This window comes from Sphingobium sp. WR1 (assembly GCF_059693745.1).
This window is the reverse complement of record NZ_JCATID010000002.1, coordinates 157230-174012: the sequence shown is the minus strand read 5'-3', so window position 1 is coordinate 174012 and position 16783 is coordinate 157230. Positions and strand designations below refer to the sequence as shown.

Below are 16783 nucleotides of genomic sequence, written 5' to 3'. Positions count from 1 at the left end.
GAGGATATGTTCGAGCCGCCGGCGCATAGCCTTCAGGCGTCGCGGCCGGACATGCTGACCGTCAGCTTCGACCATTGGGAAGGGCCGCTCGACCTGCTGCTGACGCTGGCGCGGGGGCAGAAGGTCGATCTGCGCGAAATTTCCATCCTGGCGCTGACCGAACAATATCTCGCCTTCATCGACAGCGCCCGGCAGTTGAAGCTGGAACTGGCGGCCGATTATCTGGTGATGGCGGCCTGGCTCGCCTATCTCAAATCCTCGCTGCTGCTGCCGAGGCAGGAACAACCCGATCCCAGTCCCGAGGAACTGGCGCTGCGCCTGCAATTGCGGCTGCAACGCCTCCACGCGATGCGCGACGCCGCTGCCCGGCTGATGGCGCGCGACCGGATCGGCCGCGACGTCTTCCCGCGCCGCAAGCCCGAGGGGTTGCGGCTGGTCAAGAAGGCGCAGTGGAAGGCGAGCCTCTACGACCTGATCCAGGCCTATGGCCAGATTCGCGCGCGCACCGAGCCGGTGGTCCACACCATCGCCGCGCGGCCGGTGATGACGCTGGACGAAGCGATCCAGCGCGTCGGATCGCTGGTCGGCGCGGCGCTCGACTGGACCCGGCTGGAGGCGTTCCTGCCCGCCGATCTCGACCTGCCCAAGGTGAAGTCGGCGCTGGCCAGCAGCTTCGTCGCTGCGCTCGAACTGGCGCGGCAGGGGCGGCTCGATATCCAGCAGGACGGTATTTTCGAACCCATTTATCTGCGCGCCGCGGCGCCGGGCGGAACCCAGATATGACACAGGAACCCGATGATTTCCTCCGCGCGATCGAAGCCGCCCTGTTCGTGGCCGAAGCGCCGATGACGCCTGCCGAACTGAAGCTGCATGTGGGGCAGGGGGGCGACCTCGACGCCGCGCTCGCGACGCTGGCCGACCATTATGCCGGGCGCGGCGTCAATCTGGTCGAGCGGGGCGGGCGCTGGCATTTCCAGACGGCGCCCGACCTGGCTCACATCCTGCGGCGGGAAAAGGACGAGCAGCGCAAATTGTCGCGCGCGGCGATGGAGACGCTGGCGATCATCGCCTATCATGAGCCTGTGAGCCGCGCCGAGATCGAGGCGATCCGCGGCGTTCAGGTGGCCAAGGGGACGCTTGACGTGCTGATGGAGGCGGGCTGGGTCCGCCCCGCCGGACGGCGCGAAGTGCCAGGCCGTCCGCTTATCTATGCGACCAGCGTAGAATTCCTGTCACATTTCGGGCTTAGCAGCCGCCGCGACCTGCCGGGATTGGAAGATTTGCGCGCCGCAGGATTGCTCGATCCGATCGATCTTGCGCTGGAGGGTCTGACCGGCCAATCCGTTGTGGAAAATGACGAGGAAGAGGCCTAGATAGGCCTTCTACTAGGAGTGTTGAAAAATGGGTTCCTTTTCGCTGATGCACTGGGTGATCGTGCTCCTGGTCGTCATGCTGCTGTTCGGTGGCGGCCGGATTTCCGGCCTGATGGGTGACGTGGCCAAGGGTATCAAGAGCTTCAAGAAGGGCATGGCCGACGACGATGACGATGTCGCCCCCACCAAGCCCGCGACCCGGATCGAGGGCCATCGCGTGCCCGAGCAGGACGCACCGAACGCGACCACAAGCGCGACCGAAGAAAAGACCAAGGCCTGATTCTCTAGCACAGGCTGAAAGTCCCGCATGTTTGGCATCGATTCGTCCGAACTTCTGGTGATCGTGATCATTGCGGTGATCGTGATCGGGCCGAAGGACTTGCCGCGCGCGCTCTACAAGGTGGGGCAGATCGTGGGCAAGGCGCAGGGCATGGCCCGCCATTTCCGCACCGGCATCGACGCCATGGTGCGCGAAGTGGAACTGGAAGAGCTGGAAAAGAAATGGGCCGCGCAGAACAAGCGGATCATGGACGAGCATCCGGCTGCGCCCGCGCCTGCGACCGATGCGCTGCCCGCCCCGGCCGTAGAGGACAAGCCTGCCTTCGTGGCCGAATCGGCGCCGGTGGACGACAAGCCGCCCTATGTCGCCGAAGCGCCCGCGGAACCGCCGCCCTTCGTGGCCGAATCGGCCCCGGTGTCCGCACCGGCCGCCGACGGCCCGCCCTATGTGGCGGAACCGCGCAAGGGTGACGCTGCGGCATGATCGACGATATCGACGACAGCAAGGCGCCCTTGCTCGACCATCTGATCGAACTGCGCAGCCGCTTGCTTAAATGCGTCTATGCGCTGGTCATCACGGGCGCGGTCTGCTTCTATTTTTCCGAACAGCTGTTCGCGATCCTCGTCTATCCGCTCAAGGAAGCGTTCGGCGACGGCGGCGGCAAGCTGGTCTATACCAAGCTCTACGAAGCCTTTTTCGTGCAGGTGAAGATCGCGGTTTTCGGCGCCTTCTGCCTGTCCTTCCCGATCATCGCCAACCAGCTCTGGGCCTTCGTCGCGCCGGGCCTTTATGCCAAGGAAAAGAAGGCGCTGCTGCCCTTCATCCTGGCGACGCCCTTCCTCTTCGCGATGGGCGCAAGCCTCGCCTATTTCGTGGTGATGCCGACCGCCTTCCATTTCTTCCTGGAATTTCAGGGGAACAGCAGCGGCCTGTCGGTTGAGGCGCTGCCCAGCGCGGACGCCTATCTCGGCCTCGTCATGCAGTTCATCCTCGCCTTCGGCATCAGCTTCCTGATGCCGGTGCTGCTGATGCTGCTCAACCGGGCGGGCTTCGTGACGCGGGCGCAGTTGATCGGCCTGCGCCGTTACATGATCGTCGCCGCCTTCATCCTGGCGGCGGTATTGACCCCGCCCGACGTGGTGTCGCAGCTGATGCTCGCCATCCCGCTGCTGCTGCTCTACGAAATCACGATCATCGCCATCTGGTTCACCGACCGCAAGCAGGCGAAGGAAGAGGCGGCGGGGCAGGTTTCGGCCTGATCGGCTGAGGAACCCGGTTTATCTCCCGCGAATTCCTGCGCCCAAAAAAAAGGCCCGCCTGTCGGGGCGGGCCATGCCAGGGAGGGGAATGAAATCCGCGAATGAACCGCGGTCGACAGGCTTAGTTCGCCGAATCTTCCACAGCCTTGCCGGCGCTCTGCACGTCGCGGCCGGCGCCTTCGACGGTATTGCACGCGGCGACCATCAGCGAGCCGGTGAGCAGCAGGGCGGTCAGAATTTTCTTCGCCATCGAAAATCTCCTTAAACTTCGTACCGCATGGGCGGCGCCATGGCGGTGACACAGGAAGAACCCGTGCCGCCGATTTCCGTTCCGACGTCGAAAAGAATAATGATTTCAGATGGATATTGCCAAAAAAGTCTGAGCCCGGAACGCGTCGGGGGGGGGAAACGTTCCGGGCTCATATTTTTTGGATAGCAAGAGCGGGGGGCAAAAGATTTGCTATCCGATGTGCAAAACCCTCGACCACCGGAATAGGTTCCGCGCCAGAGCGATTAAATGCGTTTTTTATTTGGTGGGTTTTCCAAGGACTTCGCTGGTCAACATGCTGTTAACCCAAAAAACTTTTCCCACGGCCAAAGGCCGGATCAGATCAGCGGCCGGCCGCTATTGCGATATTCGGACCGGATGGTGGATTCCGGCAGACCCTGGTCGGCCGGCATGGCGGAAGGGGGAGTTCCGGCCGGGGCCGGGTCCGGCATGGCGGGAAAGGCTGGCGCGGCGCCCGCGCCGCCGGGCGGCGCCCAATAGCCGGGCGGCGTTACCGGCTTGTCGGGCCATATTCTGCGCGCCGGGCCGGAAATCAGCTCCCGCCCGCGATAGACGGCGGTAAAGCTTGCCAATGCGCCGTTGAGGCCCGGATTGCGGTAGAAGATATGCGCGCCGACCACGGCGACGGGGTGCAGGGTCGAGGACCATTCCGGCCGCACCGCCAGCGTGTGATAATGGGTGGCGAGGCCGACCGGCGCATAGACCTGCCCGGCCAGCGCCTGTTGCGCGATGCGCCGCGACCGCGCCCAGGCGGCGGCATCGGGCATACGCGCCATTGATCCGTCGCAGCTGAAGGTGAACTGGCATTTATAGTCCAGCCGCTCCGATCCTTCATAGACGACGCCGCAAACCGTGTCGGGCCAGAGGCGGCTGCGCACCCGGTTGAGCACTACCTGCGCCACGGCGCGCTGTCCATCCTCCGGTTCGTTTCCGGCCTCATAATAGACGGCGTTGGTCAGGCAGTTGAGCGCGCGATAGCCGTCGAGCGCGGTGATGCCGCGGAAAATCGCGGCAGGCGCGGCCTTGACCGAGTCCAGCCCCAGCACATGCCGGCTCTGCACTGTTTCGACGCCGGGCACGGGATCGAAGGCGCCCTCCGCATAGAAGAAGGCGGAGCCGGGGAAATTGTCGCCCGGCTGTTCGGCGGGATCGACCGGCACCGGCGCGCCGTCGAGCAGGTCGAGCGGGGCGGCGGTGATCAGGCGCGGCGCGACGAGCGCGGTCAGCGCCAGCGCAGCGATGCCGCCTTTCCCCTTCCACCCCGTCATCCGCAGCCATTGCCCCATGCCAACGCCCTGAAAAATCGCGGCATGACGCCGCTCAGTATCGCCCTTACGCGAAAATCCTTTCCACATCGCTGCCTTTTTGCGGGCGTGCCGCGATGGGACGCCCGCCGGGGAAGGCGTTAATGTCGACGGAAAACCACCCCTTTGCATCCATCAGCAATCCCTTGCTTGGCAAAGCCGCGCGCGCTCCGCTATGCGTTGCGCCATGCTGCTCGTATCCAATAGTCTCGCGCTGATCGGCAACACGCCGCTCGTGCGCCTCGCCGGGCCGTCCGAAGAAACGGGCTGCGACATCTACGCCAAATGCGAATTCGCCAATCCCGGCGCCTCGGTGAAGGACCGGGCGGCGCTGTTCATCGTCAATGACGCCGAGGAAAAGGGGCTGCTCAAGCCCGGCGGCACGATCGTCGAGGGAACGGCGGGCAATACCGGCATCGGCCTGGCGCTGGTCGCCAATGCGAAGGGCTATAAGTCGATCATCGTCATGCCCGAGACGCAGAGCCGCGAAAAGATGGACACGCTGCGCGCGCTGGGCGCGGAACTGGTGACGGTGCCGGCGGCGGCCTATTCCAACCCCGGCCATTTCGTCCACACATCCCGCCGGATCGCGGAAGAGACGGAAAATGCGGTCTGGGCCAACCAGTTCGACAATATCGCCAACCGCAAGGCGCATATCGTCGGCACCGCCGAGGAAATCTGGACCCAGATGGACGGGCGGATCGACGGCTTCACCTGTGCGGCGGGCACCGGCGGGACGATCGCGGGCGTGGGGCTGGGCCTCAAGGCCAAGGATGAGACCATCACCATCGCGCTCAGCGATCCGCATGGCGCCGCGCTGTTCAACTATTACGCCCATGGCGAATTGAAGGCCGAAGGCAATTCGGTCGCCGAAGGCATTGGTCAGGGGCGGATTACCGCCAATCTGGAGGGCGCGCCGATCGACACCCAGTTCCGCATCTCCGATGAGGAGGGGCTGCATTGGGTCCGTCGCCTGCTGGCGGAGGAGGGGCTGTGCCTGGGCCTGTCGTCGGGCATCAATGTTGCGGGGGCGGTCGCGCTGGCGAAGCAATTGGGGCCGGGCAAGCGGATCGCGACCATATTGTGCGACACCGGCTTTCGCTATCTCTCGACGCTCTACAATCGCCAATGGCTCGAATCGAAGGGCTTGACGGTGTTCCCCTGGCTCGCGCAGACTGCATGAACGCCGACACGGGTCGCGGCGAAGAAGAGAATAAGAGCGCGAGCATGGCTGAAACACCCCGCCGTCAGGAAGGGTTGCAGCGCGTCCAGATCGGTTTGACCGGTCTGGCCGGCGTCGTGCTGCTCGTGGGCCTGGCCAATATCGTGATCGAGAAAGCCCGGATCGACGATGCCGCCCTGCCGCCGCCGACCGTCCCGACGCTCACCGCCAACGCCGTCTCGCCCAAGGAGCCGCTGGCGGAACTCGGCGTCCAGCCCGCGCCCGAGCAGGCGCCGATCGTCCCCGATCTCCAGCCCGATCCCAATCTCAACAAGCCCATGGACCGCGACCCGGCGCAGCAGCAGCCGCGCTGAGCCGATGGCACGGAGCGGGGGAGGGACGCCGTGATGGCGGCGCTGAAGCGATTCCTCTGGCTCTGGCTGCCGATGCTGGCCGTGCTGCTCGCCGGGCTAGCGCGCGCCTGGAGGACTGGGCAGGCCGATCCGTGGGACTGGGGTATCGCTGCGCTGGCGATGGCGGCGATCGTCGGCCTGTTGCTCGCGCGGCGCGGCTGGGCGGTGTTGTGCTGGGTGGCGATGGGTGTAGCTGGGCCTGTGCTCATCTTCTGCGCGCTGGCGGCGGCGCGGATGCCGGACATGCTGGCGGCGTCAGGATTGGTTGCACTGGCGCTGCTGTCCGTATTTGGGGGGGCATGGCTGCGCTTTCCTCCTCCGTTAGGGCGTCTTGCTGGCCTCTTTCTGCTCGCACTCGCTGGCGTTCTCCTCTGGCTTGGTCCAGCCCAATCCGTCACACCCGTCGCCGATCGGCCGAAACTCGCCGTCCTCACCGCATTGCCGCTTTTCTGGGCGGAGCCGGGACAGGCCGGGAACGGGCCGCGCGACGCCCCGATCGTCACGGTGTTGCGCACCCGCTTCACCGTGGAACCGCTTGACGATCCGCTGCATCTCGCCCGCTCGGGCGCGCGCAGGCTGCTCATCGCCCAACCCCGCGCGCTGTCGCCGGAGCAACTGGTCGCCATCGACCGGTGGGTGAGGGAAGGCGGAACGGTGCTGGTGATTGCCGATCCGCTGCTCCGCTGGCCGTCTACCCTGCCGCTTGGCGACCGCCGTCGCGCGCCTTCGGCCAGCCTGTTGCAGCCCTTGCTCGGCCATTGGGGGTTTGGTCACGGTGCGCTGCTGCCCGCGGAAGCCCGTCACGTCCTGTCCGATGGTCGTCTCGTCACCCTGTCCGGCGCTGCGATGGGGAAGGGCTTGCCGCTGCGCAAACGGATCGGCCGGGGAGAAGCGCTGCTGCTGGGCGACGCAGATCTGATCGACGACCGGCTTTGGCTGGCCGATCCGGCGCACCCGCTCGATCCGCGCGCTTGGGTGGCGGATACGCCCGCGCTGCTGAGCGAGTGGCTCGGCGCTCCAATTCCCGGCGAGCGCCGCTGGATGCGCAACCCCGCCGACGTGATTCTTGGCCTGCGCTGGGCGATTCTGGCTGGGACAGGCTGGGCAATATTGGGAGCGATGCTGTTCTCCAAGCAATTCGTCGCAAAAAGGTCAGGAACAAAAAGCGAAAATCAGCCTGAAAGGAGCCGGAAGCACAGTTAAACCCGCTTTTGACCAGCTTTTCCCATTATTTCCCGACTTTTCCCCTTTTCAGTCGGCCTCATGCTTGGTAGAAAAACCAGCATTGGGGTTCGTCAGGCTTTGTGCAGTCCTGTGCGCCGGATGGTCTCTTCGCGATTCCGGCGAAGGGCGGCCTGCGTCCCGGACAAAAGGGGCCTGTTGCCAGCGTGTCGGACGTCATTCTCTATTCGGGCAACGCGTTCAGCGTCGCGGACGGTAAGGGCCGTTTCGTGCTGCCCCTGGAGATGCGCAAGCTGGTCAAGCAGGCCAGCGGCGGCGAAAATCGCCTGTGCCTGTCTGTCCATTTCGACAATGGCTGCGCCACCGGCTTCGGCTTGTCGCACAAGCAGTTCCTGTTCGACGAGGTCGAGGAACTGGAGCGACTGGCGCGTGAGGCGAACCGTCCCTTCAACGGCGATCTGGAGCGCGAGAATCGCCTCGGCACGATCGAGGATGTCAATTTCGATGATGGCGGCCGTTTCTTCCTGCACCCCGATATCAAGGAAGAAGCCGGCATCACCGATACGGTCTTTTTCTACGGCGTCGGCCGTTACTTCCAGCTCTGGAAGCCCGAAGCGCTCGTCGAAAGCCCCGACCGTCCGGCGCTGATCCGCAACAAGGTGAAGCGCTGGCTCGACGCCCGCGCGGCGGAAGGGGCGGGCAAGTGAGCGGCGCCGCCACCGCGCCGCACATCCCCGTCCTGATCGACGAAGTGCTCGATGCGCTCGCCATTGCCCCTGGCGAGGTCCATGTCGACGGCACTTTCGGCGCGGGCGGCTATTCGAGCGCCATGGCCCGCGCCGGCGCGCGCGTCTTCGCCTTCGATCGCGACCCCGATGCGATCCGCGAAGGGCAGGCCGTGGCCGACGCGCATGGCGTCACGCTGATCCCCGGCGAATTTTCGCGCATGGCGGAGCTGCTGGCGGAGCGCGGGGTCGACAAGGTGTCGGGCATCACGCTCGACATCGGCGTGTCATCGATGCAGCTCGACCGGCCCGAGCGCGGCTTTTCCTTCCAGTCGGACGGCCCGCTCACCATGACGATGAGCCAGGACGGCATGAGCGCCGCCGATTTCCTCAATACCGCCCCGGAAGGGGAGATCGCCGACGTCATCTATCGCTATGGGGAGGAGCCGCGCTCGCGCCGCGTCGCCCGCGCGATCGTGGAGGCGCGCCCGCTGGAACGCACCGGCCAGCTCGCCGCCGTGGTCCGCAAGGCGCTCGGCTACAAGCCGCATGACAAGAAGGACCCGGCGACCCGCACCTTCCAAGCAATCCGCATCCATGTGAATCGCGAGCTGGAGGAGCTGGAACGCGGGCTGGACGCGGCCGAGGCGCTGCTGGAGGAGGGCGGCCGGCTGGCGATCGTGACCTTCCACAGCCTGGAGGACCGCATCGTCAAGCAGTTTCTGCGCAAGCGCAGCGGTGGCGAGGGGGCTGGGTCCCGGCACCTGCCCGAACGCGCCGCGGGCGCTGCGCCGACCTTCACCAAGCCCGCCAGGGCCGTGCGCCCCGGCGAGGCGGAACTGGCGCGCAACCCCCGCGCCCGATCCGCCACCCTGCGCAGCGCCGTCCGTACATCCGCCCCCGTTTCGTCTTCCTCGTCCTCCCGGAGTCCTCGGTCATGATCGCCGTCAAGAGGTTGCAGAGCCTGATCTGGGTGATCCTCGTCGCGCTGGGCGCGCTCGGCGCCTATATGGTGTCGCTCAAGGTCGCGACCGAGCGCAACGACCTGATGCGCGTGCGGGCGCAGATCGCGGCGACGAAGGCGGACATCCGCTATCTGGAAACGGAATTCAGCGCGCGCGCGTCGATGCGCCAGCTCGAAAGCTGGAACCAGCACGACTTTCTCTATGCGACTCCGACCGCGCAGCAATATCTGGCGGGCGAGCGGGCGCTGGCGCAGTTGGACGGCGTGCAGCCCAACGGTCCCGACTATGTCGCGCCGCCGGTGATGGTGGCGATGGTCGAAAGCCCGGCGGACCTGCCCTCCGCGCCGCAGAAGGCGCCCGAAAGCCCGGCCGCGACCCAGATACGCAGCGACATCGCGGTCATTCGCGAAGCCCATGCCGCCGACAATGTCGAAAAGCTGCCCAAGCCCGCCAAGCGCACGCCGGTGCAGCAGGCCAAGGCCGACGCCGACGTGTCGAAGCCCAATCCGATCGCGCGCAAGGCGGAGCGGATGGCGATGCTGGACGCCAAGCTGCTGGACGACAGCACGCTGGGCGACCTGACCGCGAAGGCGGCGCGCGAACGGCGGAAGGGAGCGCGCTGATGGCCACAATCATCGTCCAGCCGGGCGGGCCGCGGGCGGGCAAGCAGCGGGTCAACCTGACCGCCATCGCCCATAACCGGCTGATGCTGCTGCTCATCCTGTTCATGGCGATCACGACGATATTGGTCGGCCGGCTCCTGTGGGTCGGCATTTTCGCGCATGGGGCAGGCGGCGACGGCGCGCTGGGCGCATTCGTGCCGGCGCGCGCGGATATCGTCGACCGCAACGGCGTGCCGCTGGCGCGGACCATGGACGCCTATTCGATCGCGGTGCGCCCGTCGAAGCTGATCGGCGATCCGGCCGAACTGGCGCGCAAGCTGCACGAAATCTTCCCCGACGAATCCGAGGCGGCCTTCCGCAAGAAGCTGACCGGCCGGGGCTGGGCCTATCTGCGCCGCCGCGCGCTGCCCGAACAGGTGGCGGCGGTGAACGCGCTGGGCGAGATCGGCATCGAATTTCCGCGCGAAAAGGAGCGCCTCTATCCGCAGCGCACCCTGGCGGCCCATGTGCTGGGCTTCGCCCCCAATAGCGAGGGCGTGGGCGGCATGGGCGTGGAGGCGGCGTTCAACGACAGGCTGACCGACGCGGCGCAGCGCGGCAAGCCCTTCGCCCTCTCCATCGACAGCCGTGTGCAGGGCGCGCTGGAAAGCGAGCTTTACGCGCAGCTAGTGCAGACCAAGGCCAAGGGCGCGGGCGGCATCATCCTGGACGCCAATAGCGGCGAGATCATCGCCATGGCCTCCATCCCCGTCTTCGATCCCAACAAGCTGCAAAATTACGCCGGCAAAAGGTGTAGCGAATCGCCGCTCTGCAACCATATGGTGCAGGCCCGCTATGAGCTGGGGTCCGCCTTCAAGCCGCTGTCGATCGCGGCGGCGATGGACGCCGGTGTCGTGACGTCGATGAGCAAGCGCTATGACGCCACCGCGCCGCTCGCCGTCGCGGGCTTCCGCATCAAGGACGATCACTCGCTCGGCCGCTGGCTCAACGTGCCGGAAATATTGGTGCACAGCTCCAATATCGGCACGGCGCGCATCGCGGACGAAATGGGCGCGGCGCCGTTGCAGAAGCTGTTCCGCAGCCTCGATTTCGACCAGCGCGCGCCGATCGAGTTCAACGAACGGGCAGGCGGTCTGTGGCCGTCGAACTGGGGTCGAATCACTAGCATGACCACCTCCTACGGCCATGGCATCGCGGTGACGCCGCTGCATCTGGCGGCGGCCTATGCCGCGCTGGTGAACGGCGGCATCTGGCGTCCGGCGACGGTCCGCAAGCTTGGCCCGGACGAGGTGCCCGAAGGGCGCCGGGTCTTTTCCGCCGCGACCAGCGCGCGGATGCGGCAACTGTTGCGGATGATCGTGTCGGCGGGTACAGGGCGTAGCGCCGACGCCAAGGGATTCCGGGTAGGCGGCAAGACGGGTTCGGCCGAAAAGCCCCAGGAAGGGCGCTACAACAAGACTTCGCTGGTGACGACTTTCGCTTCTGCCTTCCCGATGGATAATCCCCGCTATGTCGTGGTTGCGATCATGGACGAGGCGACGGGGCAATATGGCCTGCGTACCGCTGCATGGACCGCCGCGCCGGTGGTGAAGCGGGTCATCGAGCGGACCGGGCCGATGCTGGGCGTGATGCCGGACGAACGGCGGGACGTGGATATTTCGGATTTGATGCCGCTGCTGCACGGCGACAAGGAGAAAGAGTGATGCGCCTCGGGTCGCTAATCGAGGAGCTGGACGTCGAGGTCGGTGACACCACCGGCCTCGACACGTCCGTTACCGGCTTCGCGATCGACAACCGCAAGGTCGCGCCCGGCACCGTCTTCGGCGCCTTTCAGGGGCTGCGCGTCAATGGGGAGGATTATATCCCCGACGCGGTGAAGGCCGGCGCCATCGCGGTGGTCGCCCGGCCGGAGGCGAAGGTCGAAGGCGCGATCCACATCGCCCACGCCAATCCCCGCCGCCTCTTCGCGCAGATGGCCGCGCATTATTTCGCGCCTTTCCCGGACGTGACCGTGGCCGTCACTGGCACCAACGGCAAGACCAGCACGGTCGAACTCGCCCGCCAGCTGTGGCGGATGCTGGGCCACAAGTCCGCGTCGATCGGCACGCTGGGCGTCACCACCTCGGTCGATCAGGTGTCGACGGGTCTTACCACGCCCGACATTGTCACCTTCCTCGCCAATATGTCGGGTCTCAAGCGCGAGGGCATCACCCATGCCGCGTTCGAGGCGTCCAGCCACGGCCTCGACCAGTATCGCACCGAAGGCCTGCCGGTGCTCGCGGGCGCCTTCACCAACCTGTCGCGCGATCATCTCGACTATCATGGCGACATGGACAGCTATTTCGACGCCAAGATGCGGCTGTTCGACGAAGTCGTCGCGCCGCATGGCAGCGCCGTCATCTGGGCCGACGATATATGGTCGGACAAGGTCATCCAGCGGGCTACGAAGCGGGGGCTTCGTGTGCTGAGCGTCGGGGTGCAGGGGGAAGCCCTCCGGCTTGCCAACCGCACCCCGACCCAGTTGGGCCAGACGTTGGAGATCGAGGCGGATGGGAAGACATATAAGGTCAACCTGCCGCTGATCGGCGCCTATCAGGCCGCCAATGCGCTGACCGCCGCGGGCCTGGTCATTGCGACCGGCGCGGATATGGCCAGGGTGCTGGAACTGCTCGGCCGGGTGCAGCCGGTGCGCGGCCGGCTGGAACGCGCGGTCATCAGCAAGGCGGGCGCGCCCGTCTATGTCGACTATGCCCATACGCCCGACGGTCTCAAGGCCGCGATCGAGGCGCTGCGCCCGCATACCAAGGGCCGTCTCATCACCCTGTTCGGCGCGGGCGGCGATCGGGACGCGGGCAAGCGGCCCTTGATGGGCAAGGTCGCGGCGGAACTGTCCGACCATGTGATCGTCACCGACGACAATCCGCGCTCGGAAGAACCCTCTGCCATCCGCGCCGCCGTGCTGGCGGGCGCGCCGGAGGCGGAGGAAATCGGTGGCCGCCGCGCCGCCATCGCCGCGGCTATCGGTCAGGCGGGCGCGGATGATATCGTGCTGCTTGCAGGCAAGGGGCATGAACAGGGCCAGATCATCGGCGATCGCGTCCTGCCCTTCGACGACGTCACTATCGCGCGGGAGTGCGCGGGTTGATGCGTCTACTTTTCTTCCCGGCAATTCTAGAGCCCCTCCCCTTCAGGGGAGGGGTTGGGGTGGGGGCTATCGGCCTGACGCCGCGCTTGGGGCATGCCCCCACCCCCAACCCCTCCCCTGAAGGGGAGGGGCTATAATGTCGCTCTGGACCTCGCAGGACATCGCCCAGGCCACAGGCGGCGCCGCGTCGGCGCCGTTCGCCGTTTCGGGTGTCGCCTTCGACAGTCGCGAAGTGGGGCAGGGCGACCTGTTCGTCGCAATGAAGGGCGAGACGACCGACGGCCATAAATTCGTAGACAAGGCGTTCGGGCAGGGCGCGGCCGGGGCGATCGTCAGCGAACCGGTCACCCATCCCCATATACTGGTGCCCGACAGCGCCGCCGCGCTCGAAGCGCTGGGAAGGGCGTCGCGCAAGCGCATGGACGGAAAGGTGATCGGCGTCACCGGATCGGTCGGCAAGACCGGCACGAAGGAGGCGCTGTTCCATGCGCTGGATCGTGCCGCGCCGGGGCGGGTGCATCGCTCGGTCAAGAGCTACAATAATCATGTCGGCGTGCCCTTGAGCCTATCGCGGATGCCGCGCGACGCAGCCTTTGGCGTGTTCGAAATGGGCATGAACCATGCCGGCGAACTGGCTGCGCTGACACGGCAGGTCCGCCCGCATGTCGCGATCGTCACCGCCATCGCCCCCGCCCATATCGAATTTTTCGGCACGGAGGCGAAGATCGCCGAAGCCAAGGCGGAGATTTTCGAGGGGCTGGAACCCGGCGGCACCGCCGTCATCCCCTATGACAGCCCGCATGTCGCCGCCCTTTACAGCAAGGCGGAGCGCCATGCCGGCCGCATCCTGACCTTCGGCATGAGCGCCGAGGCGGACATTCACGCGCTGGAGACGATCGCGGCGTCCGGTGGCGGCACGCTCGTCACCGCGAAGCTGCCCGAAGCGGAGCTGTGCTTCACCGTCGCCGCGCCCGGCGACCATTGGGTGTCCAATGCGCTGGCCGTGCTGGCGGCGGTCGAGGCGGTGGGCGGCGATCTGGCGGCGGCGGGCCTTGCCCTTGCCGAAATGCCGGGCCTTCCCGGCCGCGGCGAACGGCGCATCCTGCCCGTGGCCGGCGGCGAGGCGCTGCTGATCGACGAAAGCTACAATGCCAACCCGCTGTCCATGGCCGCGACGCTCAAGCAACTGGGTCGCGAAAATGCCGATCGCCGCATCGCCATCCTTGGCGGTATGCGCGAATTGGGCGACCGCAGCGCCGAGTTGCATTCGGGTCTGGTCGATCCGATGACGGCGGGGCAGGTCGATTTCGCGATCCTGGTCGGCGCGGAAATGGCGCCGCTTGCCGATGCGCTGGATGGCGTCATTTCCTACGCCCATGTTCCCGACACGGCGAGCGCCATCCCCCTCATCCAAACCGAAATGCGCGCGGGCGACGCGATCCTGGTCAAGGGCTCCAACGGTGTCGGACTGTCGCGCCTTGTCGCCGCCCTGACCGAGGCTGCCCGCGACGGAGACAAGAACTGATGTTATATTGGCTGGCCGAAACCCTCGATTTCGCGGGTATTTTCAACCTTATCCGTTACCTGTCCTTCCGTGCCGGTGCAGCGATCGCGACCGCTTTGATCATCGGCCTGCTGATCGGACCCAAATTCATCGGCTGGTTGCGCGTGCGCCAGGGCAAGGGCCAGCCGATCCGCAGCGACGGCCCGCAAAGCCATCTGGCAAAGCGCGGCACGCCGACCATGGGCGGCCTGATGATCCTGACCTCCATGGTCGTGTCGGTGCTGCTGTGGATGGATCTCAGCTCCACCTATGTCTGGGCCTGCCTGTGCGTGACGCTGGGTTTCGGCGCGATCGGCTTCCTCGACGATTATGACAAGGTGACAAAGGCCAGCCACAAGGGGCTGTCGGCCCGGATGCGCCTGTTGTTCGAATTTCTGATCGCGGGGTTCGCCGCGTGGATGATCGTCCACCAGCATGGCAATACCGCGCTCTACGTGCCTTTCTACAATGGTCCGGCGATCGAGCTTGGGCCTTTCTATTTCTGCTTCGCCGCTTTCGTGATCGTGGCGTTCGGCAATGCGGTGAACCTGACCGACGGGCTCGACGGCCTTGCCACCATGCCGGTTATCATCGCCTGCATGGCCTTCATGGCGATCGTCTATCTCGTCGGCCGCGCCGACTTCGCCCAATATCTGGGCATTCCCCATGTGCCGGGCGCGGGCAACCTGACGATCCTCTGCGGCGCGATCATCGGCGCGGGCCTTGCCTTCCTCTGGTTCAACGCGCCGCCGGCGGCGGTTTTCATGGGCGACACTGGGTCGCTGGCGCTGGGCGGCACGATCGGCGTGATCGCTGTCACCGCGCATCATGAAATCGTGCTGGGCATCATCGGCGGTCTTTTCGTCGTGGAGGCGATGAGCGTCATCATCCAGGTCTTCTTCTACAAGCGCACCGGCAAGCGCGTGTTCAAGATGGCCCCGATCCATCACCATTTCGAGCAGCTTGGCTGGGCCGAGCCGACCGTGGTGATCCGTTTCTGGATCATCGCCTTCGTGCTGGCGCTCGCCGGCCTCGCCACCCTGAAGCTGAGGTAAGCGCATGATCGTTTCGGAGGTTTTCAGGGGCAAGAGCTACGCGGTGCTGGGTCTGGCGCGGTCGGGCTTGACCACGGTGGATACGCTGGTGGCGAGCGGCGCGCGTGTCGTCGCCTGGGACAGCCGCGAGGAAGCGCGTGAGGCGGCGGTCGACCTCATCCGTTCGTCTCGAGCGAAGTCGAGAGACGAGAGTGCTGGCCGGGGTTTCTCGACTTCATCCCAAAGGGATGAAGTTTATCCTGAGCGCCTGCCTTCGCAGGCAGTCGAAGGGCTCGAAACGAACGGGTCTTTGGATATCGCTGACCCGATGGAGATCGACCTAGCCGGCTTCGACGGCATCGTCGTGTCGCCGGGCGTGCCGCTCAACAAGCATCCCATCGCCATGCGCGCGAAGCTGGCGGGCGTGCCGATCATCGGCGACATCGAATTGTTCGCGCTCGCCCGCCCGACGCTGCCGCCGCACAAGGTCGTCGGCATCACCGGCACCAACGGCAAGTCGACCACGACGGCGCTGATCCATCACATCATCGAACAGGCCGGCTATCCCACGACCATGGGGGGGAATATCGGCCTGCCGATCCTGGGCCAGCCGCCGCTGGAGCCGAACCTGCACGGCGTGGGCGTCTATGTGCTGGAATTGTCCAGCTACCAGATCGACCTGACCCACAGCCTCGACTGCGACGTCGCAGTGCTGCTCAACATCACGCCGGACCATCTCGACCGCTATAACGGCTTCGAGGGCTATATCGCGTCCAAGGCGCGGCTGTTCGCGATGCAGTCGTCGGAGCATGTCGCCGTCATTGCGACCGAGGATGATCCGAGCCGGGGCGTTGCCGCAGGCGCCGTCGGAACGCTGGAGGAAGTGAAGGCGGCCGATATCGATCCGGTCGAACAACTCACCTGGCCCTCGCTCCAGGGGCCACATAATGCGCAAAATGCCGCCGTCGCCATCGCCGTCGCCAAGGCGCTGGAGATTGACGACGCGACCATCGCCAACGCGCTCGCCAGCTATGCCAGCCTGCCGCACCGGATGCAGCGCGTGCGCGAGCATGAAGGCGTCCTCTACGTCAACGACAGCAAGGCGACCAATCCCGCCTCGACCGCGCCGGCGCTTGCCGCATGGCCCGCGATCGAGGGCAGGCCCCGCATCCACTGGATCGTCGGCGGCCTGGCCAAGACGGACAATCTGGACGAATGCGCGCCGCATTTCGCCAATGTCGCCCACGCCTACACCATCGGTGAAGCGGGGCATATGTTCGCCGATCTGCTGCGCCCGCATATGGCGGTGGATGACAGCGAAATGCTATCGGCCGCCGTCCGTCGCGCGGCGCGCATCGCCCGGCCGGGCGACGTCGTGCTGCTGTCGCCGGCCTGCGCCAGTTTCGACCAGTTCCGCGATTTCGAGGCGCGCGGCGATGCCTTCGCCGCCGCCGTGAATGCGCTCGAGTGAAGAAGGCTTTGGGGC

At 65.9% G+C, this 16783-nt stretch carries 18 protein-coding genes; 16 read left to right on the top strand and 2 right to left on the bottom strand.

Translation table 11 applies throughout. From position 1 onward, the window contains the following. Window positions 1-6: 6 nt before the first annotated feature. From AC58EF_RS03280 to tatC, 5 genes are read left to right on the top strand one after another with little or no spacing between them, the layout of a single operon-like run. On the top strand, window positions 7-783 hold the full coding sequence (locus AC58EF_RS03280) for a segregation and condensation protein A (protein ID WP_497274470.1): 777 nt from the start codon (window positions 7-9) through the stop codon (window positions 781-783). After that, window positions 780-1373 carry an SMC-Scp complex subunit ScpB gene (scpB, locus tag AC58EF_RS03275; protein WP_497274468.1) on the top strand — a complete coding sequence of 198 codons (594 nt, stop codon included), beginning with the start codon at window positions 780-782 and terminating at the stop codon, window positions 1371-1373. The genes AC58EF_RS03280 and scpB overlap by 4 nt, the downstream gene beginning before the upstream one ends. Before the next feature lie 28 nt (window positions 1374-1401). Further along, window positions 1402-1653, top strand: coding sequence for a twin-arginine translocase TatA/TatE family subunit (locus tag AC58EF_RS03270; RefSeq protein WP_497274466.1), 252 nt, complete (start codon window positions 1402-1404; stop codon window positions 1651-1653). A 27-nt stretch (window positions 1654-1680) separates the two neighbouring features. Continuing rightward, window positions 1681-2136 carry a Sec-independent protein translocase protein TatB gene (gene tatB / locus AC58EF_RS03265; RefSeq protein ID WP_497274465.1) on the top strand — a complete coding sequence of 152 codons (456 nt, stop codon included), beginning with the start codon at window positions 1681-1683 and terminating at the stop codon, window positions 2134-2136. Continuing rightward, window positions 2133-2912, top strand: coding sequence for a twin-arginine translocase subunit TatC (gene tatC, locus AC58EF_RS03260; RefSeq protein WP_497274463.1), 780 nt, complete (start codon window positions 2133-2135; stop codon window positions 2910-2912). The genes tatB and tatC overlap by 4 nt, the downstream gene beginning before the upstream one ends. A 121-nt stretch (window positions 2913-3033) precedes the next feature. Here the strand turns inward: tatC and AC58EF_RS03255 are convergent, their stop codons facing one another. Both AC58EF_RS03255 and AC58EF_RS03250 read right to left on the bottom strand, forming a co-directional pair. Then, a complete protein-coding gene (locus AC58EF_RS03255; RefSeq protein ID WP_497274461.1) occupies window positions 3034-3162 on the bottom strand; it encodes an entericidin A/B family lipoprotein in 129 nt (42 codons plus the stop codon). 356 nt (window positions 3163-3518) lie between these two features. Next, window positions 3519-4487, bottom strand: coding sequence for a cell wall hydrolase (locus AC58EF_RS03250; RefSeq protein WP_497274459.1), 969 nt, complete (start codon window positions 4485-4487; stop codon window positions 3519-3521). Window positions 4488-4692: 205 nt separating this feature from the next. On the opposite strand from AC58EF_RS03250, the gene AC58EF_RS03245 reads away from it, so the two are divergent. From AC58EF_RS03245 to murD, 11 genes are all read left to right on the top strand, one after another. Then, complete coding sequence (locus AC58EF_RS03245; protein ID WP_497274457.1) at window positions 4693-5688, top strand: cysteine synthase A; 996 nt, start codon at window positions 4693-4695, stop codon at window positions 5686-5688. A 44-nt stretch (window positions 5689-5732) separates the two neighbouring features. Beyond that, the gene (locus tag AC58EF_RS03240; RefSeq protein ID WP_497274456.1) at window positions 5733-6041 is read left to right on the top strand and encodes a hypothetical protein; all 309 of its coding nucleotides are present in this window, start codon (window positions 5733-5735) and stop codon (window positions 6039-6041) included. A gap of 33 nt (window positions 6042-6074) precedes the next feature. Beyond that, window positions 6075-7283 carry a Gldg family protein gene (locus AC58EF_RS03235; RefSeq protein ID WP_497274454.1) on the top strand — a complete coding sequence of 403 codons (1209 nt, stop codon included), beginning with the start codon at window positions 6075-6077 and terminating at the stop codon, window positions 7281-7283. Between the two features lie 185 nt (window positions 7284-7468). Beyond that, window positions 7469-7969, top strand: coding sequence for a division/cell wall cluster transcriptional repressor MraZ (locus AC58EF_RS03230; protein WP_497274452.1), 501 nt, complete (start codon window positions 7469-7471; stop codon window positions 7967-7969). Then, entirely contained in the window at window positions 7966-8928 is a 963-nt protein-coding gene (gene rsmH / locus AC58EF_RS03225) for a 16S rRNA (cytosine(1402)-N(4))-methyltransferase RsmH (RefSeq protein ID WP_497274450.1), read from the top strand. Before AC58EF_RS03230 ends, rsmH begins: the two co-directional genes overlap by 4 nt. Further along, a complete protein-coding gene (locus tag AC58EF_RS03220; RefSeq protein WP_497274448.1) occupies window positions 8925-9575 on the top strand; it encodes a colicin transporter in 651 nt (216 codons plus the stop codon). Before rsmH ends, AC58EF_RS03220 begins: the two co-directional genes overlap by 4 nt. After that, entirely contained in the window at window positions 9575-11278 is a 1704-nt protein-coding gene (locus tag AC58EF_RS03215) for a peptidoglycan D,D-transpeptidase FtsI family protein (protein ID WP_497274446.1), read from the top strand. The genes AC58EF_RS03220 and AC58EF_RS03215 overlap by 1 nt, the downstream gene beginning before the upstream one ends. Then, a complete protein-coding gene (locus tag AC58EF_RS03210; protein ID WP_497274444.1) occupies window positions 11278-12720 on the top strand; it encodes a UDP-N-acetylmuramoyl-L-alanyl-D-glutamate--2,6-diaminopimelate ligase in 1443 nt (480 codons plus the stop codon). Before AC58EF_RS03215 ends, AC58EF_RS03210 begins: the two co-directional genes overlap by 1 nt. Before the next feature lie 133 nt (window positions 12721-12853). Then, the gene (locus AC58EF_RS03205) at window positions 12854-14245 is read left to right on the top strand and encodes a UDP-N-acetylmuramoyl-tripeptide--D-alanyl-D-alanine ligase (protein ID WP_497274962.1); all 1392 of its coding nucleotides are present in this window, start codon (window positions 12854-12856) and stop codon (window positions 14243-14245) included. Beyond that, window positions 14245-15318, top strand: coding sequence for a phospho-N-acetylmuramoyl-pentapeptide-transferase (gene mraY / locus AC58EF_RS03200; protein WP_497274443.1), 1074 nt, complete (start codon window positions 14245-14247; stop codon window positions 15316-15318). Before AC58EF_RS03205 ends, mraY begins: the two co-directional genes overlap by 1 nt. A 4-nt stretch (window positions 15319-15322) precedes the next feature. Then, a complete protein-coding gene (gene murD, locus AC58EF_RS03195) occupies window positions 15323-16768 on the top strand; it encodes a UDP-N-acetylmuramoyl-L-alanine--D-glutamate ligase (protein ID WP_497274441.1) in 1446 nt (481 codons plus the stop codon). Window positions 16769-16783: the final 15 nt, after the last annotated feature.